The 23,451-nt window shown below is 67.4% G+C and carries 20 protein-coding genes and 1 riboswitch; of the genes, 18 read left to right on the forward strand and 2 right to left on the reverse strand.

Annotated features, from left to right (window positions below; all coding sequences use genetic code 11):
- Positions 1-89: 89 nt before the first annotated feature.
- Complete coding sequence (locus G315_RS0109230; RefSeq protein WP_026338858.1) at positions 90-587, reverse strand: DUF2390 domain-containing protein; 498 nt, start codon at positions 585-587, stop codon at positions 90-92.
- Entirely contained in the window at positions 580-1,311 is a 732-nt protein-coding gene (gene fnr / locus G315_RS0109235) for a fumarate/nitrate reduction transcriptional regulator Fnr (RefSeq protein WP_038034789.1), read from the reverse strand. The genes G315_RS0109230 and fnr overlap by 8 nt, the downstream gene beginning before the upstream one ends.
- 292 nt (positions 1,312-1,603) lie before the next feature.
- Between fnr and G315_RS0109240 the strand changes: the two genes are divergently transcribed.
- The 18 genes from G315_RS0109240 to cobJ all read left to right on the forward strand — a co-directional run bounded on the left by G315_RS0109240 (position 1,604) and on the right by cobJ (position 23,445).
- A complete protein-coding gene (locus tag G315_RS0109240) occupies positions 1,604-2,842 on the forward strand; it encodes a cyclopropane-fatty-acyl-phospholipid synthase family protein (RefSeq protein WP_018146025.1) in 1,239 nt (412 codons plus the stop codon).
- A 132-nt stretch (positions 2,843-2,974) separates the two neighbouring features.
- A complete protein-coding gene (locus G315_RS0109245) occupies positions 2,975-4,873 on the forward strand; it encodes a hypothetical protein (protein WP_019612373.1) in 1,899 nt (632 codons plus the stop codon).
- 83 nt (positions 4,874-4,956) lie between these two features.
- Positions 4,957-5,204, forward strand: a riboswitch (cobalamin riboswitch).
- A gap of 140 nt (positions 5,205-5,344) precedes the next feature.
- On the forward strand, positions 5,345-7,177 hold the full coding sequence (locus tag G315_RS0109255) for a TonB-dependent receptor domain-containing protein (RefSeq protein WP_019612374.1): 1,833 nt from the start codon (positions 5,345-5,347) through the stop codon (positions 7,175-7,177).
- A gap of 3 nt (positions 7,178-7,180) precedes the next feature.
- Positions 7,181-7,735: a cob(I)yrinic acid a,c-diamide adenosyltransferase gene (locus G315_RS0109260; RefSeq protein ID WP_019563163.1), complete on the forward strand. Its 555-nt coding sequence runs from the start codon at positions 7,181-7,183 to the stop codon at positions 7,733-7,735.
- Between the two features lie 113 nt (positions 7,736-7,848).
- Positions 7,849-12,399 carry a cobaltochelatase subunit CobN gene (locus G315_RS0109265; protein ID WP_026338859.1) on the forward strand — a complete coding sequence of 1,517 codons (4,551 nt, stop codon included), beginning with the start codon at positions 7,849-7,851 and terminating at the stop codon, positions 12,397-12,399.
- 143 nt (positions 12,400-12,542) lie between these two features.
- Entirely contained in the window at positions 12,543-12,986 is a 444-nt protein-coding gene (locus tag G315_RS0109270) for a MotA/TolQ/ExbB proton channel family protein (RefSeq protein ID WP_019612376.1), read from the forward strand.
- The gene (locus tag G315_RS0109275) at positions 12,983-13,273 is read left to right on the forward strand and encodes a DUF2149 domain-containing protein (protein ID WP_017942375.1); all 291 of its coding nucleotides are present in this window, start codon (positions 12,983-12,985) and stop codon (positions 13,271-13,273) included. Before G315_RS0109270 ends, G315_RS0109275 begins: the two co-directional genes overlap by 4 nt.
- 52 nt (positions 13,274-13,325) lie before the next feature.
- Positions 13,326-14,198, forward strand: a complete 873-nt coding sequence (locus G315_RS0109280) for an ABC transporter substrate-binding protein (protein WP_019612377.1) — start codon at positions 13,326-13,328, stop codon at positions 14,196-14,198.
- 57 nt (positions 14,199-14,255) lie between these two features.
- The gene (gene cobO, locus G315_RS0109285; protein WP_019612378.1) at positions 14,256-14,870 is read left to right on the forward strand and encodes a cob(I)yrinic acid a,c-diamide adenosyltransferase; all 615 of its coding nucleotides are present in this window, start codon (positions 14,256-14,258) and stop codon (positions 14,868-14,870) included.
- On the forward strand, positions 14,867-16,159 hold the full coding sequence (locus tag G315_RS0109290; RefSeq protein ID WP_018146018.1) for a cobyrinate a,c-diamide synthase: 1,293 nt from the start codon (positions 14,867-14,869) through the stop codon (positions 16,157-16,159). The genes cobO and G315_RS0109290 overlap by 4 nt, the downstream gene beginning before the upstream one ends.
- Positions 16,156-17,010, forward strand: coding sequence for a uroporphyrinogen-III C-methyltransferase (gene cobA / locus G315_RS0109295; RefSeq protein WP_019612380.1), 855 nt, complete (start codon positions 16,156-16,158; stop codon positions 17,008-17,010). Before G315_RS0109290 ends, cobA begins: the two co-directional genes overlap by 4 nt.
- A gap of 22 nt (positions 17,011-17,032) precedes the next feature.
- A complete protein-coding gene (locus G315_RS0109300) occupies positions 17,033-18,142 on the forward strand; it encodes a cobalt-precorrin-5B (C(1))-methyltransferase (protein WP_019612381.1) in 1,110 nt (369 codons plus the stop codon).
- Positions 18,139-19,083 (forward strand): ABC transporter ATP-binding protein, encoded by a 945-nt coding sequence (locus tag G315_RS0109305; protein WP_019612382.1) that lies wholly within the window; start codon positions 18,139-18,141, stop codon positions 19,081-19,083. Before G315_RS0109300 ends, G315_RS0109305 begins: the two co-directional genes overlap by 4 nt.
- A complete protein-coding gene (locus tag G315_RS0109310) occupies positions 19,080-19,853 on the forward strand; it encodes an ABC transporter permease (RefSeq protein ID WP_019612383.1) in 774 nt (257 codons plus the stop codon). Before G315_RS0109305 ends, G315_RS0109310 begins: the two co-directional genes overlap by 4 nt.
- Positions 19,854-19,872: 19 nt before the next feature.
- Positions 19,873-21,261 carry a precorrin-3B synthase gene (gene cobG / locus G315_RS0109315; RefSeq protein ID WP_019612384.1) on the forward strand — a complete coding sequence of 463 codons (1,389 nt, stop codon included), beginning with the start codon at positions 19,873-19,875 and terminating at the stop codon, positions 21,259-21,261.
- Positions 21,258-21,911: a precorrin-8X methylmutase gene (locus G315_RS0109320; RefSeq protein WP_018940760.1), complete on the forward strand. Its 654-nt coding sequence runs from the start codon at positions 21,258-21,260 to the stop codon at positions 21,909-21,911. Before cobG ends, G315_RS0109320 begins: the two co-directional genes overlap by 4 nt.
- Positions 21,908-22,663, forward strand: a complete 756-nt coding sequence (locus G315_RS0109325; protein WP_019612385.1) for a precorrin-2 C(20)-methyltransferase — start codon at positions 21,908-21,910, stop codon at positions 22,661-22,663. Before G315_RS0109320 ends, G315_RS0109325 begins: the two co-directional genes overlap by 4 nt.
- Positions 22,660-23,445, forward strand: a complete 786-nt coding sequence (gene cobJ, locus G315_RS0109330; protein ID WP_019612386.1) for a precorrin-3B C(17)-methyltransferase — start codon at positions 22,660-22,662, stop codon at positions 23,443-23,445. The genes G315_RS0109325 and cobJ overlap by 4 nt, the downstream gene beginning before the upstream one ends.
- Positions 23,446-23,451: the final 6 nt, after the last annotated feature.

Genomic DNA, 23,451 nt, shown 5'->3' on the forward strand with positions numbered 1-23,451 from the left:
AACCTGGGGTGCCAACGCGAACGTGTACATGGATGAGTGTTTCCCTAAGAGCATAGCCGGAATGCGCCCTTGCGTGCAGCACGCGCGGTTCAGGCGGCCATGAACTCGCGCAATCCGTCGCGGATCTCGGCGTCCGGCAGATCGGGGAACAGGGTGCGCAATCGGCGCTGGGGGTCGATGGCGAATGCGGGGGTGGTCTGCGGCGCCAGGTGCCGGGCCTCCGCGAGCAGTTGCAGGCCGGCGAGCCGCTCGCTTTGAAGCTCCAGTGCCAGCACCGCGCGGTAAAGCGCGTTGCGCTCGGGGGTGTGGAGCCGCCGGCGCAGTGCGCGGAGGCGTTCGGTGGAGGATGACTGCCAGCGCCGGGCCGTTTGCCGCAGTACGCGCCATTGCGAGGGTCTGAGGGGCTGCGGGTACCACAGGGCAAACAACGCGAGCATCACGTCCACGCCAAATTCGTCCTGCCAGCGCATCAAGCGCTCACGCGCGACGGGGTCGGTCCAGAGGCGGGCAGCGAAATCCCAGAAGGGGGCGAAGCCTGTGGCCAGTGGGGGTTTCCCTGGCTCCGGCTTGGGTCCGGGTTCAGGCACTGCTCGCGGCGGAGGTGAAGGTGACCCCGGCCGTGTTGCGCAGGCCGTCGGGCTGGAGGATCTCCAGGTCCCGGGTGTGCAGGTTGATTACGCCCTGGTTGCGCAGCTGAGTAAACAGCCGGCTGATGGTTTCCTGGGTCAGGCCCAGGTGGTTGGCGATGTCTGCCCGTGACATGGGCAGGTAGAACCGCTCGGGGGACAGGCCGCGGGCGCGATGACGCTCCGACAGGGCGATCAGGAAGGTCGCCAGACGCTGCTCCGCGGTACGTTGGCCGAGCAAGGCATGCAGGCTTTCGTCCTGGGCCAGTTCCTGACTCATCACGCTCATCATGTGCTGGCGGAAGGTCGGAAGGCGGCCGGCGAGGTCGTCGACATGGCCGTAGGGCACGGCGCAGACGCTGGTGGACTCCAGTGCAATGGCACTGACCGGGTGCTTGCCGGAGTGGATCGCGTCCAGCCCCAGGAGGTCGCCGGCCAGCGCGAAGCCGGTGATCTGTTCGGTCCCGTCATCGGAGATCAGCACCGTTTTCAGTGCCCCGGTGCGGACCGCGTACAGCGCTTCGAACTTGGTCCCCATGGTGAACAGGGGCGCACCCTTGGCGATCGGCCGGCGTTGCTGGACGATTTGGTCGAGTTGCCAGAGTTCATCCTGGGGCAGGCCCATGGGCAGGCAAAGCTGGCGCAGGGTGCAGTGCTGGCAGGCTTGGGTGGGTCGTAGCGTCATGGGTGCAGGGTAGCCGTTTTTTCGACGTTGGGGAAAGCGATCTTCGGGGTATGCCATCGGGCGCGGGAATGCGGTACTGTCCCCATGAGTTGTAGGCGATTACAGAAGGGATTGCCGTCGGTCAGCCGGGCCGCACATCAAGATGTGCTCGGTGTCTTCTCCCTCCGGCGGCTGCGTGGACAATGCGAGACATCGGTTATTAGACTGAGTCTAGAGTCTGCGGCACGGTCACGTTCGGCGTTACGCGTGGGGGCTGAGAGACCCGACCGCTAGAACAAGGACAGGGGTAGAGATGATCGAGCGGTTACTGGAGCAGTACATACGCTACGGGACCTTCGTGCTGCGGCATCCGGATGGCCGTGAGCAGCGTTTCGGGAACGGGGCGCCGGAAATCACCATGCAGGTGCATGACAAGGCGGCGTTACGCAAGATTGGGCGCGACCCGGGTTTCCAGCTGGGCGAGACCTACATGGACGGCCTGTGGTCGCCCGGCCCCGAGGGCCTGCAGGTGTTCCTCGACGTGGCCATGCGCAACTTCGCGCCGATGTTCAAGCAGCGGGTCAACCCTGCAGTGCGCATGCTGCGGGCCCTGATCGAGCAGGGCAACAAGGTGGCGCGCTGTTACCAGAACATCGCCCATCACTACGACGTCGATGAGTGGCTTTATCGTCAGTTTCTGGACGAGGGCATGTTCTACAGCTGCGCCTATTTCGAGCGCCCGGATATGACGCTGGAAGAGGCGCAGCAGGCCAAGTGCGCGATGCTGCGGAAGAAGTTGATGCTGGAGCCGGGCATGCGGGTGCTCGACATCGGTTGCGGCTGGGGCGGTCTGGCCTTCCATCTCGCCGAGCATGCCGGTGTCCATGTGGATGGCGTGACGCTGTCGAAGGAGCAGTTGCGGGTTGCCCGTGACGAGGCCAAGCGTCGGGGACTCGAGGATCGGGTGCGGTTCCTCTATCAGGACTACCGCGAACACGACGACCAGTACGACCGCATCGTCAGCGTCGGCATGTTCGAGCATGTGGGCACGCCCAACTACGAGACGTTCTTCCGGCGCGTGCATGATCTGCTGAAGCCGGAAGGCATCGCGGTGCTGCACACCATCGGGCGCCAGGAGCCGCCTGGCACCTCCAACCCGTGGTTGAGCAAGTACATCTTTCCGGGCGGGTATACGCCGGCCCTGTCCGAGGTGATGGGCGCGCTGGAGCCCACGCCGCTGGACACCACCGATATCGAGTTCTGGCGCCTGCATTACGCCGAGACGCTGGCCGAGTGGTATCGCCGCTTCCAGGAGGTGCGGGGCGAGGCCGTCGAACGCTTCGATGAGCGGTTCTGCCGCATGTGGGAGTTTTACCTGGCGAGTTGCGAGGGCACTTTCCGCTGGTGGGGCCAGGTGGTCTTCCATGTGCAGATGGCCAAGCAGCAGGATGCGGTGCCGCTGACCCGCGATTACCTCTATCGTGACGATGCCCCCGAAGTGATCTCCACCCCGCCCGGGGAGGCCCGGGCACAGCCCAGCGACGCCGCCTGAAGGCGAGGGGAGCGATCCGGGGCCGATCCCGAAAGTACTGCAAAACTCGGGCGAACCGAACGCGCATTCCCTACACTAGTGGTCACGTTGCGGCCATGCCGGCGGTAACCACCCATTCCGGAGCAGGGGCGCGTGTTCGGTCGCTTTCGTAAACGCAGGGAGGCACAGGGCCAGGAAAGCCCGCAGGCCGGCGGACCGTCACAGGAGCACGTCCTGATCGAGGCGGCCGGGCGCAGCCGCATTACCGAGGTGGCCGCCACCGCACGGCGCGTACCCTGGTCGCTGAACTTCCTGCAGTTGCTGTGGGCCGCCGGGCCAGTCACGTTCCTGGCAATGCAGGGCGGCTACTTCCTCGGTTTCGGCCACGCCGCCCCGGCACAGAACTTCATCTTCTTTGCCGTTTACACCCTGCTGTTCGGGGTCATCGGCCTGGTCGCGCGTTTCGTTGCGGACGCCACACGGGGCAAGCGCCAGGAGCGCTCGCGCGATCAGCTGCGCAACACCATCGACTTGCTGCCGGATCTGCTGTTCGTCACCCGCGACCTGGCGATGGGCGAGATGACCCCGGACATGCGCCGGCGCAAGGCAGCCCAAGTCCTGCTGCACGAAGTGGATATCGCCCCCGAGGCCGTGGCGGTCGCGGTGCGCGAGATGACCGGCGATGCCAGCCTGGCGGCCGCCGCGGAGCAGATCGAGATTTATCGTCGCCTGGGTCTGCGCTCGCGCGTCGCGGATCTGGTGGATGCGACCGAGGACTCCCGGCTCGCGGCCCTGGAGAAGCTGCACCACGAGGCGCCGGAGGTTGCGGACCTCCTGCGCGACCGCCTGCGGGGCGTGGCGCCAACCCAGGAGGACGGTGTGCGCCGGGTGGATCAGTTCCTGGATCGACTGTTTTCCGCCGCGGACGCCGATGACCTGGCGCGCTGCACCCTCGACGACGTGCAAGCGATCTTTGTCCTCGCCTTCGAGTTGGAGAACGGACGCCAGATCAAGCGGCTGAGCTTCGAATGGTCGGGGGGCTGGCAGCTCGGGGCTGCCCTGGACCGCCTCGAATCCCAGGGCAACCGCTTCCGTGTGGCTCAGGCCGGGGTGGTCAGCCGCCTGCGCTCCCTCGGCATCCTGCTATCCCAGCACGAGGCGTCGGGCCTGGATCCACAGGCCCTGCGCGAGCCGATCGTCAGTCTGGGGCGTCAGGTGCTGGAGGCGCTGCAGCGACTGGAGGATCTCGAACCTCCGGAAAATTCCGCGGATGGGCAGCTCCTCGGTCTTGCGCTGCGCCGAGTCGAGGACCTGCGTGAGGCGCGCGACCACCTGATGCAGTCGCAAAGCCGCTACATCAACGCAGTAGAACGCTGGGAGGCCCTGCGTCGGGCGCAGGTGGAGAAGCGCGGCGAGAAGCGCTGGTTCAAGCGCAGCGTGCGCGGCATCCGGGTGAGCGAGGAGCTGATCGAACTGACCGACGACCAGAAGCTGAAACTGGCCAGCCACTTCTGCTCTTTCCTCAAGGAACTCAAGATCGAGCGCGAGGGTGACCTGTTTTACTTTGGCGGCTCGGCACTGGATGCGGAGACCGCCAAGCGGATCGGGATCCAGCTCGCCTTGATCATGGAGCCGCTGGTGGATCTTACGAATCCCAGTATCCAGCGCGCGATATATGCCAATCCCGCGGCCTATCTGGGCGGGCTCTACGTGGGCATGAGCGCGGATGCCAAAGCAGGCCTGGGCTCGGCGATGGTGCGCAAGGTCCGGCAGGATCTCGGGCGCATGGCCGAGTGGCTGGCGCTGCGCCTCACGCGCATCTACAACCTGCCACTGAGTGACTCCATGCGCGATTTCCTGGTCAGCCACTATGGGGCCAATCGCGAGCGCCTGGAGATGCTGGCGACCCATACCGGGGACGAGTCGCACCCGGTGGCGCTGCGTGCCGAGCGCTCGCCCGAGTTCGACGCCATGCTGCAGGACAAGGCTTGGGGTCTGCTGCTCAAGCGCGGGACCCGCTACCTGTACGCGGAGGAACGGCGCCGCCGCTGATCGGCGCCGGTATGCGAGCCTGCTAGTGTCACTCGGGATCGCACGGGGGGGTAGCGGCTGGTAATTTTGCGCCCAACTGTGTAGGGTTCGCTGCGTTCCTCGGTGCCCGACCAAGCGCTGCTTGGCGGGTTAAACGGGAAGATCGGTGAGTCTCCGGCGGGCTGCAAGGCCTCGGGACGAGTCCGACGCTGCCCCCGCAACGGTGATCGAGCGAGAGACCACCAGTCGGTCTCTGATGGTCGCGGCCAGTGCCACTGAACATGACGTTCGGGAAGGCGCCGCGCCGGAACGCTCGTCAGTCCGGAGACCGGCCAGGGAATGATCGCGCGGCATGCGGCGGGCATGCGAGGCGGATGATCGTGCCGGGCCGTTCGCCGGTCGTGGCCGATCCCCCTCGTGTCTGTCTCCCCCTGTCTGCGCGATCCCGACGAATCAACGGCGTGCGGGCGGCTCGCCGGGAGACTCTACACAATGAAACGCACAGCACTTTCCGCGGCCATCCTGCTGGCCACCAGTCCCGCCCTGGCGGACACACCGAATACCGACGATGCCCAGACGCTGGAGACCGTCCAGGTCACCGCCTCGCGCATCGCCCAGACGGTGGATGAGACGCTCGCTTCGGTGACCATCATCGACCGCGAAGAGATCGAACGCCTGCAACCCCAGCAGTTCACCGATCTTCTGGAGGGCCGCGCCGGGATCGAGACCTCCCAGAACAGCGCGTTCGGGAAGACCTCTTCCGTTTACACGCGTGGCACGAGCTCCGACCACACGCTTCTTTTGATTGATGGCGTGCGCATGGGTTCTGCGACTACGGGTGGTGCCAGTTGGCAGTTTCTTCCGCCAGAGGAAATCGAGCGCGTGGAGATCGTGCGTGGTCCGCGTACCAGTATCTATGGCTCGGACGCGATTGGTGGGGTCGTGCAGGTCTTCACCCGGGAAGGCCGCAAGGGCCCGCCAAAGGTCGATGCGTTTGTTGGTGGTGGCAGCTTCAATACCTGGGAAACTGGGGTGGGGGTCGCTGGCGGGACCGAGAACACGAACTACAGCCTTTCGGTCAGCCATTTCGAGACCGACGGTATCAACGTCCAGGACGGAGTGGGCGATGAAGACCGCGATGGCTATGACAACACCTCCCTGGCAACCAAGGTTTCACATCGCTTGGATAATGGGATCGAGGTCTTCGGCAGCATCCTTTATTCAGAGGGTGAATCCGAGTTCGACAGTACTGAAGGTGATGACTACACCGACTATGTGCATGCAGCGATCCGTGCGGGTCTTCGGCTGCGTTTAACAGATCGTTGGGATACGGAACTCAGCGTCTCGCATAGCCGGGACGAAAACGACCGTTACACGGATGGAAGCTTTGCGTCGCAGTATGACACCAAGAGGGATTCTGTTGACTGGCTGAACGAGATATTCCTAACTGACCATTTGTTGTTGACGGCAGGTTTAGATGCCCGTGAAGATCGGATTGACGTCGATGATCCTGGGTTCTTGGGCGCCGAAGAATATGCGGAGACTAGTCGATATAACGTTGGCGGATTCGGGATTCTTCAAGCAGATCTCGGGAGGCACTTGCTGGAAGGTTCGTTGAGGTACGACGACAATGAGCAGTTCGGCAGCAAAACGACTGGTCAGATGGCCTGGGGTATACAGGTGGCTGAAGCGTGGCGTCTGCGGGCATCGTACGGGACGGCATTCAAGGCGCCAACGTTTAACGAACTCTACCACCCCGATATTGGATTCTTCCGCGGGAACCCGGATCTTGATCCGGAGGAGTCGGAGACCTTCGAACTGGGCGCGCGTTATTCGGTGGAACCCGGCTACTTGGATGTAAGCATTTTTGAAACTCGGGTCGACAATTTGATTGCAGGGTTCGCTCCACCGGAAAACGTAGAGGAAGCGCGAATCCGGGGCTTGGAGATAGAAGGCGGTTATGAGCGTGGTCAGTGGCTTTCGCGCGCTTCACTGACGTTGTTGGATGCCGAGGATCGTGAAACAGGCAATGAACTACCTCGCCGGTCCCCGGTAACTGCCCGCTTCGATCTGGATCGGCAGTTCCAGCGTTTCTCGGCGGGTGGATCGGTGATTGCCAAGAGCCGGTCGTATAACGATCGTAACAATGATATACGGCTTTCCGGTTACGGGCTGGTGAATCTGCGTGCGAGCTATCAGATTGCCCCGGAATGGCAGCTCCAGGCTTCGGTCAAGAATGTGTTCGACAAAGACTACGAGACGGCGCTTGGCTACAACCAGCCGGGGCGTGCCGCGTTCGTGAAACTGCGTTATCAGCAGAGGTGATCCATGGGTAATCGACTGTCGAAGATTGCGACCCGCACGGGTGACGAAGGCCGAACCGGCCTCGGTGACGGCTCGCGGGTGGACAAGGACTCGCATCGGGTCGAGGCCTTCGGAGATGTGGATGAGCTGAACAGTGTGATCGGCCGGTTGCTGACGCACGTTCTGCCCGAAGAGGTTCGCCGCTCGCTGGCGCTGGTGCAGCACGAGCTGTTCGATCTGGGGGCGGAACTGGCGGTGCCGGGGCATCAGGCGTTGCCGGATGCGTCGGTGGAGCGTCTTGACGTGGAGCTCGAGTCCTTCAACGACGATCTGCCGGCCCTGAAGGAGTTCATTCTCCCGGGCGGCGGGCCGGCCTCGGCCGATTGTCATATCGCCCGCACGGTCTGCCGGCGCGCGGAACGGCGTCTTGTCGCGCTCAACCACCACGAAGCGCTGCGCCCGGGTTCGCTGGCCTACATCAACCGGCTGTCGGATCTCCTTTTCGTGCTTTGTCGCGTCCTCGCGCGCCACGAGAACGGCGAAGAGATCCTCTGGCAGCCGGCCAGCCAGCGCGGCTGACGTGCTCGTCTGATCGGCGTCGCTGCGGCGGCGCCTGATTCCCATTGCAACGGTCGCGGGCGTGTCGAGTACACGCCTCGCGGCCCCTTGCGCCTGTTTTTCGGGAAGTCTCCATGCGTTTTCGTTGCACAATTCTGATGGCTTTGGCGTTTTTTTTATTCGGGGTCGGCACGGCCGGGGCCGGACCGCTGGTGGTGGGCGTCGTCTCCGATCGCTCGGCGGCGGAGGTCGCCGCCGGGGCGCATCGCTTCCTTGAGGCATATCCGGAGGCGGAGGTCGTACTGCGCACCCCGGAGCAGCTCACGGACAAGTCGGACGAGGCGGTGTCGGCGCTGTGGCGCGAGGCGGACGCGGTGCTCGTCGCGGCCGTCTTCGGGGATCAGGCCGCGCGCCTCGATCGTCTGTTGCGGGAGGCCCCGCCGCCCGAGGGGGCCCCGATCCTGGCCATTAACAGCGTGCGCCACCTGACGGCGTTGTCGCGGATCGACAGTGAGGCCGTACTCGCGGGTCTCGATGACGAAATGCGTACCGAACTGGCGGCCAACCCGGACCCGGGTGAGGATCCGCGCGCGCACCTGGCCCAGCAGCAGGAACGCTTCCCCGAGCAGGCAGACTGGCTGACCGGGCGGGCGTTCTACCAGGGGCGCACGCCGGAAAACATGGAGGGCCTGATGCGCTGGCTGGCCGCGCATGGCGGCCACGCGATCGACGTACCGGACCCGGACCCGCGCGAGACCATCCGTTACTATCGCCATGGAAGCTCCAGCCCCGATCCGGACGCCCTCGATCTGGAGGAGGGTCCGGCCGTGGCGCTCCTGGATCTGGATACCGGCGACCGGCCGGGCGACCGCGCCCTGCTGGATGCGGCCTGTGAGGCCTTAGAGAATCGCGATATCCAGTGTTTTGTGGTGCTCGCGCGCTGGGGCGGGGCGAGCCGCGAGGCGATCGAGACCCTGGAGAAGGTGACCGGGCCGGCGGATCTCGCGGGGATCGTGAGCCTGCAGGACTTCGTGGTCGGCGGGGGCGGCAACCGCGAGGCGGTGGCCGAGGCCTTCGGCGAGCTGGATGTCCCGGTGATCAAGGGCATCCGACTGGCGGCCGTGAGCGCGACCCAGTGGCGGCTGTCGCACGAAGGCATCCCCTGGGACAAGGTGCACTACCACGTGGCCATGCCGGAGTTGCAGGGCATAAGCCAGCCGATGGTGCTGGCGGCCGCGGGCGCCCCGGAACAGGACGAACGCACGGGTGTGCGCCTGACACTGACCGAGCCGGTGGGCGAGCGCGTGGAGGCCCTGGCCGAGCGGGTGTCGAGCTGGCAGCGTCTGCGCAGTCTCGACAACGCGGAAAAGCGGGTCGCGGTTGTCTACTACAACCATCCGCCAGGTCGCCAGAACATCGGCGCGGACAAGCTGGATGTCCCCGAGTCGTTGCTGGAGATCCTGCAGAACCTGGAGTCGGCCGGCTATGACTTGGGCGACGAGGTGCCGGAGGATGCCGAAGCCCTGCTGGATCTGATCCAGGACCGGGCGGTGAACCTTCCGGAGCAGGCGGATGCGCTGGACGCGATCGCCGGCCGGGTGGCCGCGCTCGATCGCGAGCAGTACCAGGCCTATTTCGCCATCCTGCCGGAGTCGATCCGGGCCGAGTTGGTGGATGGCCCGATCGGCTACCTGCAGGCGCGCCTGGGGGTAGCCAAAGCCGCCGACAAGGTCGAACTTGCTCAAGCCGCGCTGGAAAGCGGTGTCGGTGACCTGCGCCACATGCTCGAGAGCTATCCGCACGTGGCCCGGGATCGGGCGCTGGACCTGCTGGCCCAGTTCGAGGAGGCCTGGGAGGCCACGCTGGCGGGGGAAGACGCGCACGCGACTACCGAGCAACTGCGCAAGGCCCTGGTGCGCACGGGTATCCCCGGCCTGACCGGCTGGGGCGAGCCGCCGGGCGAGGCGATGACCCGCGACGGCGAGATGCTGTTCCCGGGGATCCAGTTCGGCAACGTGTTCATCGGCCCGCAGCCGCCGCGCGGCTGGGAGGTCAGCGAGCGCCTGCTGCACGCCAACACCACGTTCCCGCCGACCCACCAGTATGTCGGTTTCTACCACTGGATCCGCGATCACTTCGAGGCGGATGCACTGGTCTATGTCGGGCGCCACTCGACCCGCGAATTCCTGCCGCGGCGGCGGGCGGGGCTGGCGCCGGATGATTACCCCGAGATCCTCGGGGGCGCCCTGCCAATCATCTATCCCTACATCGTCGATGGCGTGGGTGAGGGCATCCAGGCCAAGCGCCGCTCCATGGGCGTAATGATCAGCCACCTGACCCCGCCGCTGGCAGCCACGGAGCTGTACGACAGCCTGCTGGAGCTGCGCCAGCTGGTGGAGACCTACGAGGCGGCCGCGCAGCCGGATGCCGCGACACGTTCGCGGGCGGCCCAGACCCTGCGCGAACGTATCGAGAATCTCGGCCTGACCGAGACCATCGAGCACGAACTGGCCCGGGGCCATCATCATGACCACGGGCACCACCATGACGACCACGGGGATCACCACGACGGTCATCATGATGAACCCGATTCCGGGCACGGCGAAGGTCACGAGGATGATCACGGCGACGAGTCTCGGGATGCGGACCATCACCGGGAACATGGGGATGAAGCGCACGAACATGCCCATGAGCATGACCACGAGAACGAGCATGCGGACGAGGGTCATGACGACCACGCAACCACCTCGCTCGCGGAGATGGACGAGGAGCTGCTGGTCCACGAGATCGGCCACTACCTGACCGACATGCAGGAAGACCAGATGCCGCTGGGGCTGCACGTGTTCGGGCGCGACTGGAGCGACGAGGCCGTGGACACCATGCTCGAGTCGATGGCGGGTGACGCCGCGGTCGGTGACGACTGGGACGCGAAGCTGCGTGGATCCCCGGCCAGCGAGCGCGCGCATCTGCTGGCGGCACTGGAGGGCCGTTTCGTGCCACCGGGGCAGGGCAACGATCCGATCCGCACGCCGGAGGTGTTGCCGACCGGGCGCAACTTCCACGCGCTGGCGGCGGATCTGGTGCCCACGCGCATCGCCTGGGGCATCGGCCAGGAACTGGCTGCGGACGCCCGTGAGCACGGCGATCCCGAGGCGGATGGCAGCGAGGCGATCATCCTCTGGGCGTCGGATACCGTGCGCGACGAGGGCGTGATGATCGCCTTTGGCCTGGACATGCTGGGCATTCGCCCGGCCTGGAACAGCCGCGGAATCGTTCAGGGGCTGGAACGCATGGACCTCGACGAGGCCGGGCGCGATCGCCGTCGCGATGCCCTGTTCACGACCTCGGGTCTGTTCCGCGACCTCTACGAGGACCAGCTGGTGTGGCTGGATCGTGCCGCGCGGCTGGCCCTGGATGGCTCGTCCGAGACCATCCTTGCCGAGTACCCCGAGCTGGAAGAGGCACTGGAAGCGGCCCTCGCCCCGCTGGGGCCGGACCTGCGCGATCCGGGCGACGAGCCGCTGGCGCGTAACGATGTGGCCGCGCAGTGGGTGGAGGACACCCAGGCCCTGCGCGGCGCAGGCCTCAATGGCGTCGAAGCGGGTCAGCAGGCCGCGCTGCGTGTGTTTGGTACCGCCCCCGGGGCCTATGGGGCCGGGGTCAATCGTCTCGCGGACCGTTCCGGGGCCTGGGAGGACCGTGCCGAACTGGGGGCGGCCTATATGCGCCGGATGGGGCATGCCTATGGCGCGGATGAGTCCGGTGGCTCCGCGCACGAGGCCTTCGAGGCCCGCCTGGGCCAGGTCGGGCGCACCTATCTCGGGCGCGCCTCGCACCTCTACGGCCTGCTGGACAACGATGACGGGTTCGATTTCCAGGGCGGGCTGTCCACCGCGGTCGAGAGCATCCGCGGCGCGGTGCCGGACAACCGCGTGCTGCAGCACGCCGATCCCGACGATCCCAGGGTGGAGGCTCTGGGCCGGGCACTGATGCGCGAACTGCAGGGCCAGAACCTGAACCCGCAATGGATCGAGCCGCTGATGGATCACGGCTATGCCGGGGCCCGCACCATGGCCCGGGATTTCGTCGACAACCTGTGGGGCTGGCAGGTGACGAATCCGGAGATCATCCGCTCCTGGGTCTGGGACGAGGTGCACGACGTGTATCTGCAGGACCGCCACGGGCTGGGCCTGGACGCGTTCCTGGCCGACGGCCACAACGTGCACGTGAAGACCCATCTGCAGGCGGTGCACTTGGTCGCGGCCAGCCACGGGTTCTGGGACGCCGATCCCGAGGTGCTGGATGCCTTGTCCGAGCGTTTTGCCGAACTCGTGGTCGAGCACGGCCTGCCCGGCAGCGGCCACACGCGCCCGGATCACCCCATGCTGGACGAGGTGGCCGAGCGCCTGGATGACGCCGAGCTGCGCGAGGCCTTCGACGCCGTGCGGGCGGCCGCACAGATCGATCGGGCGGAGCCGGAAGCCGACCCCAGCCGTGTCACCGAGATCCAGCCGCTGGAAGACCCGACGGCACCAGAGATGCAGGAGATCCCCGAGCCGGCCGAGGCCGAAGGCGGGCAGGAGGCCGGCGACGCGGCGGCGGGCATGCCCTGGCTCCCGTGGCTGGTCGCCGTTGCGCTGTTCCTGCTGCTGCTCGGCGGTATCGCTGCGGGCCGCCGCCGATAACGCTCGCTGGATATTTTGCCCGTAGGAGCCTGTTTGCAGGCGAAGCACCCGCCAGAGACCGCCAGGGCAGGGGCGGTTCGCCTGCAAGCAGGCTCCTACAGGGCCGGTGTCATGAGTGAACGAAGGGTAACGAGGTAAACCGAATGACTTTCTCGATCACGATGGAGCTGATGGATACCGTGGTGCGCTGGCTGCTGGAGCCGGTGATCATCGGCCTGCTGGTGCTGGTCGCGGTGGCCGTCTGGGAGCTGGGCCTGGCACTGGGCGAACGCTCTGGTGGGGTACGCCGCCTGGAACTGAGCGGCGATGCCGAACGCCTCGCCTACCGTGCCCGGCGGCGTATCGACCGCGCCGATCTGCTGGCACGTATCGGCCCGATGCTCGGGCTGATGGGGACGCTGATCCCGCTCGGTCCAGGGTTGGCCGCGATGGGCCGGGGCGAACTGGAAATCCTCGCCCAGGCCGTTACGGTGGCGTTCAACACGACGGTGCTGGGGCTGCTGGTCGGCATCCTCGGCTTTCTGCTCGGGCGGTTGCGCCGGCGCTGGTATGACGCTGCGATGGAGCGTATGGAGGCGGCGGCATGAGGGTCCCGCACTATCGCGCCTCGCGCTTCGACGCGCCCGACGAGGAGCCCATGGGTCCCCTCGCCAATCTGGCCGACATCATGCTGGTGTTCGCCGTCGGCCTGATGGTGGTGATGGCCGCCTCGGGTAGCGGGCTGGAACCGGCCAGCGGCGGCGCCGAGATCGAACCCGGGCGCGAGATCCCGGACCCGCCCGAAGGCGCCGGCGAGGCTGGCTCCGGTTACGAGTCCATGGGGCAGGTGTACCGCGACCCGGACACCGGTCGCATGATCCTGATCGGCGAGTGAACGCCGTTGCGTACCGTGTTGGCCCGCGGGCAATAATCAAGGGGAGTTTCCGATGATCACTCAGGTCTGCCGATACACGCGCGCATTCGGTTGCAGCTTGCCATGGACCCCGGGGACCGGGTTTCTGGCCCTTGTCCTGACCGCGGGGTTGGTGTTTCCGGTAACGGCGACAGCGGGCGAGTGTCCGCGGATTGTCAGCCAGTCGCCGTACATTACGCACTCGCTGGAGTACCTGGAGCTGACCCCCTGCATCGTGGGGGCGAGCCGCTACGACGATCTCGACGTGGAGGATACCGGCGGCATTCTGGACCCGGACGAGCAGGCGATCAGCCGCGTCGAACCGGATCTGGCGTTCACCTCGAGCTGGGTCGAGCGCGATGACTGGGCCGATACCGTGCCGGCCGGGACCCGGGCCATCGTGCTGGGCGGCTTCGAAGGGATGGATGCCGTGCGCGAAAATCTCGAACGCATTGCGGATGCTGCGGGCCTGGACGACGGTGCGGTGCGCGCCGCCGCATTCGACGATGCGTGGCAGGAGGCGGCCGATGCCGTGGGGGCCTCCGGCGAGCGTGCGGTCCTGATGTCCTCGTGCAGCGCGCAGGCCTACGTGTACGGCCCGAAGACCTGGCTGCATGATGCCTTCACCCGCGCGGGATTCGAGGTCGTTGCGGACCAGCCAGGTGTGCATCACCTGAGGCTGTCGGAGGACACGGACGAACTGGCCGATCTGATCAACCAGTATGACGCTGACGTGGTGTTCACCTTTTCTGGGTCCGAGGCTCGCAGCTGCCGAGCGGTGGTCGCATCGAGCCCGGTGAGGGTGGTGAATCTGCCAAGCGGGTATTTCTCGCACCCGGCACCGGTGATCCTGGATGGACTGGCCGAGCTTGAAACGCGGCACACCGAGTGGGCGGAGGCCCAATAGCTTGTCCGGCCGCACCCGCACCGCGTTTTTCCATAACGAACTGCAGGAGAGAGCGACATGACCAACGATACCGACGCGGCCAAGGCCGAACGCCACGCGCAGCGTATGGCGCGCAAGAAGGAAGTGGTGGACCGCAAGATCGCCGAGGCCCAGGAGGAGAAGGGCGTGTTCCTGATCCTGACCGGCAACGGCAAGGGCAAGAGTTCCTCCGGCTTCGGCATGGTCGCCCGGGCCCTGGGGCACGGCATGCAGGTCGGCATCGTCCAGTTCATCAAGGGTCAGTTCGCCACCGGCGAGGAGGCCTTCTTCCGTGGCCAGGACCACGTGCAGTACCACGTGATGGGCGAGGGCTACACCTGGGAGACCCAGGACCGCGAGAAGGACGTGGAGGCGGCCCGCGAGGCCTGGGCGCATGCCCGCGACATGCTGCGCGACCCGAACGTCGACCTGGTGCTGCTCGACGAGCTGCACATCGCGCTGAAATACCAGTACCTGGATGTGGACGAGGTGCTCGGGGACCTCGCCAACCGCCCGCCGATGCAGCACGTGATCACCACCGGCCGCGCCGCGCCCAAGGCGATGATCGAGGCGGCCGACACCGTCAGCGAGATCGGCGTGGTCAAGCACGCCTTCCAGGCCGGCATCAAGGCGCAGAAGGGGATCGAGCTGTGAGTGTGAGCTGCCCCGCCGCGTTCGTGGCGGCCCCGGCCTCGGGCCAGGGCAAGACCACGATCACCGCCGCCATCGCCCGCTACCACCGCAACCAGGGCCGCCGCGTGCGCGTGTTCAAGACCGGCCCCGACTTCCTTGACCCGATGATCCTGGAGCAGGCCTCTGGCCACCCGGTCGACGCCCTGCATCTGTGGATGGTCGGGGAAGAAGCCTGTCGGGCGATGCTGTACGAGGCGGCCCAGGAATCCGACCTGATCCTGGTGGAGGGCTCGATGGGGCTGTTCGACGGGGATCCCTCCGGTGCGGATCTGGCCCAGGCCTTCGGCTTGCCAATCCTGGCCATGATCGATGCCAGCGGCATGGGCCAGACCTTCGGGGCGCTGGTGCATGGCTTGTCGACCTACCGTCCGGGCCTGTCGTTTGCCGGCGTGATTGCCAACCGGGTGGGTAGCCCCGGCCATGCGCGGATGCTGGAGGAGTGCACCCCGGAGGCGATCCGCTTCTTTGGTGCCGTGCAGCGTAACGAGACGCTAAGTGTCCCGGATCGTCACCTGGGTCTGGTCCAGGCGGGGGAGATCGCCGATCTGGATGCGCGGCTGGAGGCTGCGGCGGCCGCGATCGAAGAGGCTGGAGTGACCGGGCTCCCGGAGCCGGTGACCTTTCATCCGGAGGCGATCGCGCCGACCGAGGCGGCGCTGTCCGGCGTGCGCATTGCCATTGCGCGGGATGCGGCCTTCGCCTTCATGTATCCGGCCAATCTGCGCCTGCTGGAGAAGATGGGCGCCGAGCTGCGGTTCTTTTCCCCGCTTGCGGGGGACGGGCTGCCAGAGGCCGATGCCGTCTGGCTCCCGGGCGGTTACCCCGAGTTGTATCTGGATCAGCTAGCCGCCAATACCGGCCTGAAGTCGGACCTGGAGGCCCATCATGCGGCGGGCCGCCCGATCCTGGCGGAGTGCGGGGGCTTTCTCTACCTGCTGGACGAACTGGCCGATCGCGAGGGCCATGCCGCGGCCATGGCCGGGCTGGTGCCGGGCAAGGCCCAGCTGGCGGACCGCTTGCAGGGCCTGGGTCTCCAGGCGGCCCCGCTGCCGGAAGGCGAGCTGCGCGGGCATACCTTTCACCACACCCGCTCCGAGGTTGGTCTGGAACCCTATGGCCACTGCTGGCGGGCCCGCGGGACGGGCTCGCAGGGGGAGGCGATCTATCGCGATGGTCGCCTGACCGCCACTTACCTACATGCCTGGTTCCCTTCCAACCCCGCGGCCACGGCGCAGCTGTTTCGAGCATGAGTGATCGGCAACGGGACAAGGTGGCGCGGATCGGGCCTGGGGCGCACGCCGGGGCCCGCATCCCGTTGCGCGGCGAGCGAAAGCCCGGCTGCGTGGATCTGGTCGGAGCAGGGCCCGGCGATCCGGGTCTGCTGACGCTGGACGCGGTGGCCGCGATGCAGCACGCCGATGTCCTGCTGCACGACCGCCTGATCCCGGAGGCGATCCTCGAGCTGGCCAACCCGCAGGCGCAGCGCCTGTATGTGGGCAAGGCGCGCTCACGGCACAGCTGTGATCAAGGGGACCTGAACGAGCGCATGATCGCGCTGGCACGGGAGGGGCACTACGTGGTGCGCCTGAAGGGTGGGGACCCGTTCGTCTACGGTCGCGGCGGCGAGGAGGCCGCGGCGATCGCCGCGGCCGGGATCCCGGTCCGCATCGTGCCGGGGATTACCGCCGCGGGTGGCTGCGCGGCGTATGCCGGGATCCCGCTTACCCATCGTGATCATGCCTATCGCTGCCAGTTCGTGACCGCCCATCGGCGTGCCGGCGAGACGGATCTTGACTGGGCCTCCCTGGTCCAGCCGCAGCAGACTCTGGTGGTGTACATGGGGCTGCACACCCTGGCCGAGGTCTGCGGCGAGATGATGGCGGCGGGTGCGGATGGTGCGATGCCGGCCGCGCTGGTGGAGCAGGGCACACGCCCGACGCAGCGCGTCATCGAGGGCACGCTGGCCGAGCTCCCGAAGCAGGTGGCGGATCTCGCCATCCAGTCGCCCGCGCTACTGATCGTGGGCGAGGTGGTGCGCCTGCGCGAGACGATTGCCGCGCAAGGTGCCCAGCCCGTCCCGGGAACGCATGAAATCGGCTGACACGAACCATCCGCAGGGCGCCATGCGCCCGGAGACGCCCGAGACCACCGGGCGCCTGCGCACCGGTCTGACCACCGGTGTCTGCGCGACCGCGGCCGCCGTCGCCGATGCTCGCTGGCTGCTGGAGGGGCAGCGGCTCCAGACGGTCGAGGTCACCCTGCCCAGGGGGCAGGTGGTAAACCTGGCACTGAACGACCTGGAACCGACCCCGGGTGGTGCGGTCGCCGGGGTCATCAAGGATGCCGGTGACGACCCGGATGCGACCCACGGGGCGCGGGTCTGGGTCGAGGTGACCCTGTGCGGTGCGCCCGGCGTCGAATTCATGGCAGGCGCCGGGGTGGGTACGGTCACGCGTCCGGGTCTGGTGCTGGCACCGGGCGAACCGGCGATCAATCCGGTCCCGCGGCGCATGATGCAGGGCCACCTGGAGGCGCTCGCCGAGGCGAGCGGTTACAGCGGGGGCTTTCGCGTCACGGTTGGCGTGGATGGCGGCGAACGGATTGCGGCGCGGACCATGAACGCCCGCCTGGGCATCCTCGGGGGTCTCTCGATCCTGGGCACGACCGGGATCGTGCGGCCGTTTTCCTGTGCCGCCTATATCGCGTCCATCCATCAGGCCATCGACGTGGCCCGCGCCAACGCGTGTCCGCGCGTGGCCTGCTGTACCGGTGGCACCAGCGAGGCGGCGGTGCGCGATCGCTACGGCCTGGATGACATGGGGCTGATCGAGATGGGGGATCTGTTCGGGGCGGCGCTGAAATACCTGCGGCGCAACCCCTTGCCCGCAGTGGTGCTGGCCGCGGGCTTCGGCAAGCTCAGCAAGTTTGCGGCCGGGCATCTGGATGCCCATAGCCGCAAGTCGCGCATCGATCTCGACGCCCTGGCGGAGGAAGCCGCGGATCTGGGTGCCAGCCCGGACCTGGTGGCGCGCATCCGCGCGGCCAACACCAGTGCCCAGGCCCTCACGGACTGCCTGGAACAACGCGTGGCGCTGGCCGACCGGATCAGTGCGCTCGCCTGGCAGCGGGCCCGCGGGATGTTGCCGGAGACCACGGCGCTGGAGGTCTGCGCGGTGGATCGGGCGGGCCGCATCGTCGGGTTTGCGGATGGTGCCGAGGGGCTCGCGCCATGACGGCCGCGGCGATTGCCCTGCAGTCGGTGGCCAAGCGCTACGCCGGTGGCCGGGTGGGGCTGGCGAACGTGGATCTGGAGGTGCCGGCGGGCCGCTTCTTCGGCCTGCTGGGGCCGAACGGGGCCGGCAAGACCACCCTGGTGGGGTTGTTGACCACGCTGGTGCGGGCGGATCGGGGCTCGATCCGGGTCTGCGGGTACGACGTGGCCACGCAGGCGGTTGCGGCGAAGGCGTGCATGGGCGTGGTACCGCAGGAGGTCAACTTCAACAGCTTCGAACCGGTGGGCGAGATCGTCGAGGCCCAGGCGGCTTACTACGGGCTGTCCCCGAGGCGCGCGCGCGAGCGAACCGGCGAGGTGCTGAAACAGGCGGGGTTGCTGGACCGGCGCGCACAGTCGGCCTGGGGCCTGTCGGGTGGTATGAAGCGGCGGCTGATGATTGCCCGGGCCCTGGTGCACCGCCCCCGCGTCCTGCTCCTGGACGAGCCGACGGCGGGGGTGGACCTGGAGGGGCGCCATGCCACCTGGGAGCTGTTGCGAGGCTTGAACGCGGATGGCGTGACGATCCTCCTGACCACCCACTACCTGGAGGAGGCCGAGACCCTGTGCGACACCCTGGCGATCCTGGACCAGGGCGAGATCGTCGCGCGCGGTGATACGGGCGAACTGCTGCACGGGCTGAACGTGCAGACCCTGGTGCTGGAACTGAACGTGCCGCTGGACGCGGCCCCGGCGCTGGAGGGGTTGGCGATGCGTCTGACCGATCGCTGGACCCTGGAGGTCGACCTGCCTCAGGGCATGGAGGTGAATGACCTGTTCGACCGCCTGGGCGCAAGGGGGGTGCGTGTCGCGGGGGTTCGCAACAAGCGCAACCGGCTCGAGTCGCTGTTCCTGCAGCGCATCGCGGAACGCGCTGCCGCACCGCCGGGGAGGGAGACATGAGGCTCGCGGCCTACGGATTTGCCTACCGCGGGATGGTGGTCAAACAGGTGCGGCGTTTCCTGCGCGCCTGGGTGCAGAACCTCCTGCCATCGGTGGTGACGACGGTCCTGTTCCTGGTGATCTTCGGTCACCTGATCGGGCGCGAGCTCGGCACCATGCGGGGTGTCGATTACGCCGATTTCATCCTGCCCGGCCTGATCATCCTGGCGGTGGCCACCAATGCCTACAGCAATGTGACGCTGGCGTTCTACGGCGCACGGCTGCAGCGACATATCGAGGAACTGCTGGTCGCGCCGCTGCCTGCCTGGCTGATTGTGGCGGGCTTCGCCACCGGCGGTGTGATCCGCGGGCTGCTGGCGGGGGCGCTGGTCGCGCTGGTCGCGATTCCATTCACCAATCTCCAGTTGCACCACCTGGCGGCCACGCTGGGGATCGCGCTGATCAGCGCCTTGCTGTTTGCTCTGGCCGGGCTTCTGAACGGCCTGTATGCGCGCAGCTTCGACCATACCTCCGTGGTGGCCACGTTCGTGCTGACCCCGCTGATCTACCTGGGAGGCTTGTTCTACCCGGTGGAACGGATGCCGGAGCCCTGGCAGTCCCTGGCGGTGCTGAACCCGCTGTATTACATGATCGAGGGGTTTCGCTACGGTCTTCTGGGGACCGGGTCCTTCGCTTGGGCCACGACCTTCTGGGTCCTCGTGGGGGCGACCCTCGTCGTCGGCGGGCTGGCCTGGGCCCTGGTGGCGCGTGGCGTGCGGATCCGGACATGAGCGCGGGCAGGGTGAAACCATGAGTACCGATCGTTCACGGGTGCGCCGGGCCTGTCCGGGGGTGGCCGCGCCGATGAGCACCGGGGACGGTCTGCTGATGCGGGTGCGGCACCCGATCGGGGGGCTGGATGCGGGGCAGGCGCAGACCCTCGCGGAGGTGGCGCGGCGTTTTGGTTCCGGTGCCCTGGAGCTGACCAGCCGCGGCAATCTGCAGTTGCGTGGTCTGGACACCGCGGGGCTGGAACCGGCTCGCGCCGAGCTGGAGAACGCGGGTCTGGCCGACCACGATCCCGCGGTGGAGGCGGTGCGCAATGTCCTGGTGGCCCCGGTGTCGGATATCGATCCGGAGGCAGCCATGGATGTGCAGCCCCTCGCACGGGCCCTCGAACGGGCCCTGGGGGAGTACCCGCGTCTGCGGGCACTGCCGCCGAAGGTGGGGGTGCTGGTAGAGGCCGGCGGCGATTTGCCGCTGGATAGAGTGCCGGCGGACCTGCGGCTGGAGGCCTGTACGGGGCTGGGAGGGGTGTGGTTTCGGGTGGCCGTGGGCGCGTCCAGTCGCACGGCCACGGTGCTTGGCTGGACGCGCCCGGAGAAGGTCGTGGACGTCGCCCTGGCGGTGCTCGAACGCTTCGTGGAATTGCGCGAAGGCGAGGTGGATCCGCCGGGGCGGGTGGCCGCCGCCGTGGCCCGGTTTGGCCCGAACGAGTTGACGCCGCCGGGGCTGGAGCGAGTGCTCCCGGGCGGGGACTGGGTCGCGGCGCGGATCCCCGGATACGCGGATGCCGGGATTGGGATGTGTCTGAACGGGCGCGCCTTCGGGATCGCGTTTCCGTTCGGGGCCTTGCGCGCCGAAGCCCTGCAGGGCCTCGCCGAGCATATCCGGGCGCACGACGGACGCTTGCGGCTGACGCCGTGGCGCAGCCTGCTTGTGACCGGGGTACCTCCTGTGGAGCCGGACCGCGTCACCGAGTGGGGTGGCGTGACCGATCCGGACGACCCGCGCCTGGCGGTGAGTGCCTGTATCGGGCAGACGGGTTGCTCCGCGGGCAGTACCGCCACGCGGGCGGATGCAGAGGCAGCCGCTGCCTGCGGGCTGCTTGGGGGGGGCGGGCAGGTGCATGTGAGTGGCTGCGACAAGCACTGTGGGCGTCCCGCGAATGCGCAGGTCCTGCTCACGGCGCGGGAAGGCCGCTATGAGCTGGCGCTGCAACGCGCCCCCGTGCGCTGGGAGACCGTGCTGACGAGGCTGGAGCCGGGGCGAGTCGAGCTGGCCCTCGCGGCCCTCGATGCTATCGCCCGCGAAGAGGGTGGCGGGAATGAGTCGAGGATCGAGGCCCTGCAACGGCTGGAGGGAACAGTGCTGACGAGACGTATGAACGCGAAGATGAACAACGGAGATTCAGCATGACGCAAAGCGATACGGCCGGGGCCGTACCCGACTATATCCGCGACGGGGCGGCCATCTACCGGGAGTCCTTCGCGATTATCCGGTCCGAGGCGGCACTGGACCGCTTTCCACAGGAGCTGGTGCCTGCGGTGGTGCGCATGATCCATGCCTGCGGCATGACCGACCTGCCGCGGGACGTCGGGTTTTCGGCCGGCGTGGCCCGGGCGGCCCGCGAGGCGCTGGCCGCCGGCGCGCCGATCCTGTGCGACAGCAACATGGTGGCGCACGGGGTCACGCGGGCCCGGCTTCCGGCGGACAACCCGGTGATCTGCAGCCTGCGGGAGGACGGGGTGGCGGCGGCCGCCGAGCGTCTGGGCACCACGCGTTCGGCGGCGGCGCTGGAATGGTGGCGACCGCACCTGGACGGCGCGGTCGTGGCCATTGGCAATGCACCTACGGCGCTGTTTCACCTGCTGGAGATGCTGCACCAGGGTGCGCCGCGGCCGGCCGTCGTGCTCGGTATCCCGGTGGGGTTTGTTGGCGCGGTGGAGAGCAAGGAGGCGCTGGCCAGCAGCCCGCTGAATCTCGATTACCTGACCATTTTCGGACGCCGGGGTGGCAGTGCCATGGCTGCGGCGGCCATCAACGCCTTCGCGAGTGACCGGATATGACGACATCTCACGATCTGCATGAAACCTCGGATGCGGGCTGTCTGTATGGCGTGGGCACCGGGCCCGGTGATCCCGAATTGCTGACGCTGAAGGCCGCGCGGCTGATTGCCGAGAGCCCGGTGGTGGCCTACTTCTGTCGCCGGGGCGGCCGCGGCCAGGCGCGTGCGATCGTGGATGCCCACCTGGGTATCGGGCAGCAGGAGATGCCGCTGGAGTATCCAGTGACCAACGAGATCCCGCACGGCTCCGACGAGTATCGCCGCCGCATCGAGCAGTTTTTCGACGCTGCCGCCGAGCAGCTGGCCGCCGAATTGGCAGCCGGGCGTTCGGTGGTGGTGCTGAACGAGGGCGATCCGTTCTTCTACGGATCGTTCATGCACGTCTACCTGCGACTGAAGGATCGGTTTCCCACCCACGTGGTCCCTGGCGTGACCTCGATGATGGCCTCGGCTGCGCAATTGTCGACGCCGCTGACTATGCGTGATGACCTGCTCACCGTGATCCCCGGCACGATGCCGATCGACGATCTGCGCCAGGCCCTGCAGGGGACCGATGCGGCGGTCATCATGAAGGTCGGAACCCATCGCGATGCGGTGGTCGGTGTCCTTCAGGAGCTGGGGCTGGACGAGCGCGCCTGGTACGTGGAGCGCGCGAGTACGCCGGAGGAGCGGGTCCTGCCGTTGTCCGCGATCCCGGAGCGGGTGCCCTATTTCTCGATGATCGTGATTCCTGGGCGCGGGGTTCGGCGATGAGCGGGGATGGCGATCAGGCGGTTGGTCGGTTGAGTGTGGTCGGGGTGGGGCCAGCCGGGCCGGAATGGATTACGCCGGAGGTCGCTGCCCGTCTCGAAGCGGCGACCGATCTGGTGGGATACGGGCCGTACCTGGAACGGATTGCGAGCGCCCATCACCGTGTGCACGCCTCGGACAACCGCGAGGAACTGGCGCGCGCAACCCACGCCCTGGACATGGCTGCCGAGGGGCGGGACGTGGCGGTGGTTTCGGGCGGCGATCCGGGCGTGTTTGCGATGGCAGCGGCGGTCTTCGAGGCCCTGGAAGGGGCGCAAGCTCGGCGCTGGGGGGGCGTCGAGGTGGATGTGGCCCCCGGGGTTTCGGCGATGCAGGCGGCCGCCGCGCGACTGGGCGCACCGCTGGGGAACGATTTCTGCGTGATCTCGCTGTCGGACAATCTCAAACCCTGGTCGCTGATCCAGCGTCGGGTGCGGCTGGCGGCCGAGGCCGACTTCGCCATGGCCTTCTACAACCCGATCTCGCGCGCACGTCCCTGGCAGTTGGGCGAGGCACTGGGCATCGTACGCGAGGTGCAGGGGCCGAACACCCTGGTTGTGCTGGCCACCGCGGTGGGCCGCGGCGAACGCGAAGACGTGCAGATCTCCTCCCTGGGCGAAGTGGCCCCGACCACGGCGAACATGAGCACGTTGGTGATCGTGGGTGCCGCGTCCACCCGGGTGGTGGAGCGTCCGTCGGGCCGGCGGCATGTGTACACCCCGCGTTATGTCGAATCGGCGGAATGAGGCGGG

It is taken from the genome of Thioalkalivibrio sp. AKL7 (genome assembly GCF_000381705.1).
Classification (GTDB): domain Bacteria; phylum Pseudomonadota; class Gammaproteobacteria; order Ectothiorhodospirales; family Ectothiorhodospiraceae; genus Thioalkalivibrio; species Thioalkalivibrio versutus.

Coding starts and splice junctions, on each gene's coding strand:
- cobA (WP_019612380.1), top strand. CDS start 16,156: ATGAGTGATCGGCAACGGGACAAGGTGGCGCGGATCGGGCCTGGGGCG.
- G315_RS0109320 (WP_018940760.1), top strand. CDS start 21,258: ATGACGCAAAGCGATACGGCCGGGGCCGTACCCGACTATATCCGCGAC.
- cobG (WP_019612384.1), top strand. CDS start 19,873: ATGAGTACCGATCGTTCACGGGTGCGCCGGGCCTGTCCGGGGGTGGCC.
- cobO (WP_019612378.1), top strand. CDS start 14,256: ATGACCAACGATACCGACGCGGCCAAGGCCGAACGCCACGCGCAGCGT.
- G315_RS0109325 (WP_019612385.1), top strand. CDS start 21,908: ATGACGACATCTCACGATCTGCATGAAACCTCGGATGCGGGCTGTCTG.
- cobJ (WP_019612386.1), top strand. CDS start 22,660: ATGAGCGGGGATGGCGATCAGGCGGTTGGTCGGTTGAGTGTGGTCGGG.
- G315_RS0109265 (WP_026338859.1), top strand. CDS start 7,849: ATGCGTTTTCGTTGCACAATTCTGATGGCTTTGGCGTTTTTTTTATTC.
- fnr (WP_038034789.1), bottom strand. CDS start 1,311: ATGACGCTACGACCCACCCAAGCCTGCCAGCACTGCACCCTGCGCCAG.
- G315_RS0109305 (WP_019612382.1), top strand. CDS start 18,139: ATGACGGCCGCGGCGATTGCCCTGCAGTCGGTGGCCAAGCGCTACGCC.
- G315_RS0109270 (WP_019612376.1), top strand. CDS start 12,543: ATGACTTTCTCGATCACGATGGAGCTGATGGATACCGTGGTGCGCTGG.
- G315_RS0109310 (WP_019612383.1), top strand. CDS start 19,080: ATGAGGCTCGCGGCCTACGGATTTGCCTACCGCGGGATGGTGGTCAAA.
- G315_RS0109280 (WP_019612377.1), top strand. CDS start 13,326: ATGATCACTCAGGTCTGCCGATACACGCGCGCATTCGGTTGCAGCTTG.
- G315_RS0109255 (WP_019612374.1), top strand. CDS start 5,345: ATGAAACGCACAGCACTTTCCGCGGCCATCCTGCTGGCCACCAGTCCC.
- G315_RS0109240 (WP_018146025.1), top strand. CDS start 1,604: ATGATCGAGCGGTTACTGGAGCAGTACATACGCTACGGGACCTTCGTG.
- G315_RS0109275 (WP_017942375.1), top strand. CDS start 12,983: ATGAGGGTCCCGCACTATCGCGCCTCGCGCTTCGACGCGCCCGACGAG.
- G315_RS0109260 (WP_019563163.1), top strand. CDS start 7,181: ATGGGTAATCGACTGTCGAAGATTGCGACCCGCACGGGTGACGAAGGC.
- G315_RS0109300 (WP_019612381.1), top strand. CDS start 17,033: ATGCGCCCGGAGACGCCCGAGACCACCGGGCGCCTGCGCACCGGTCTG.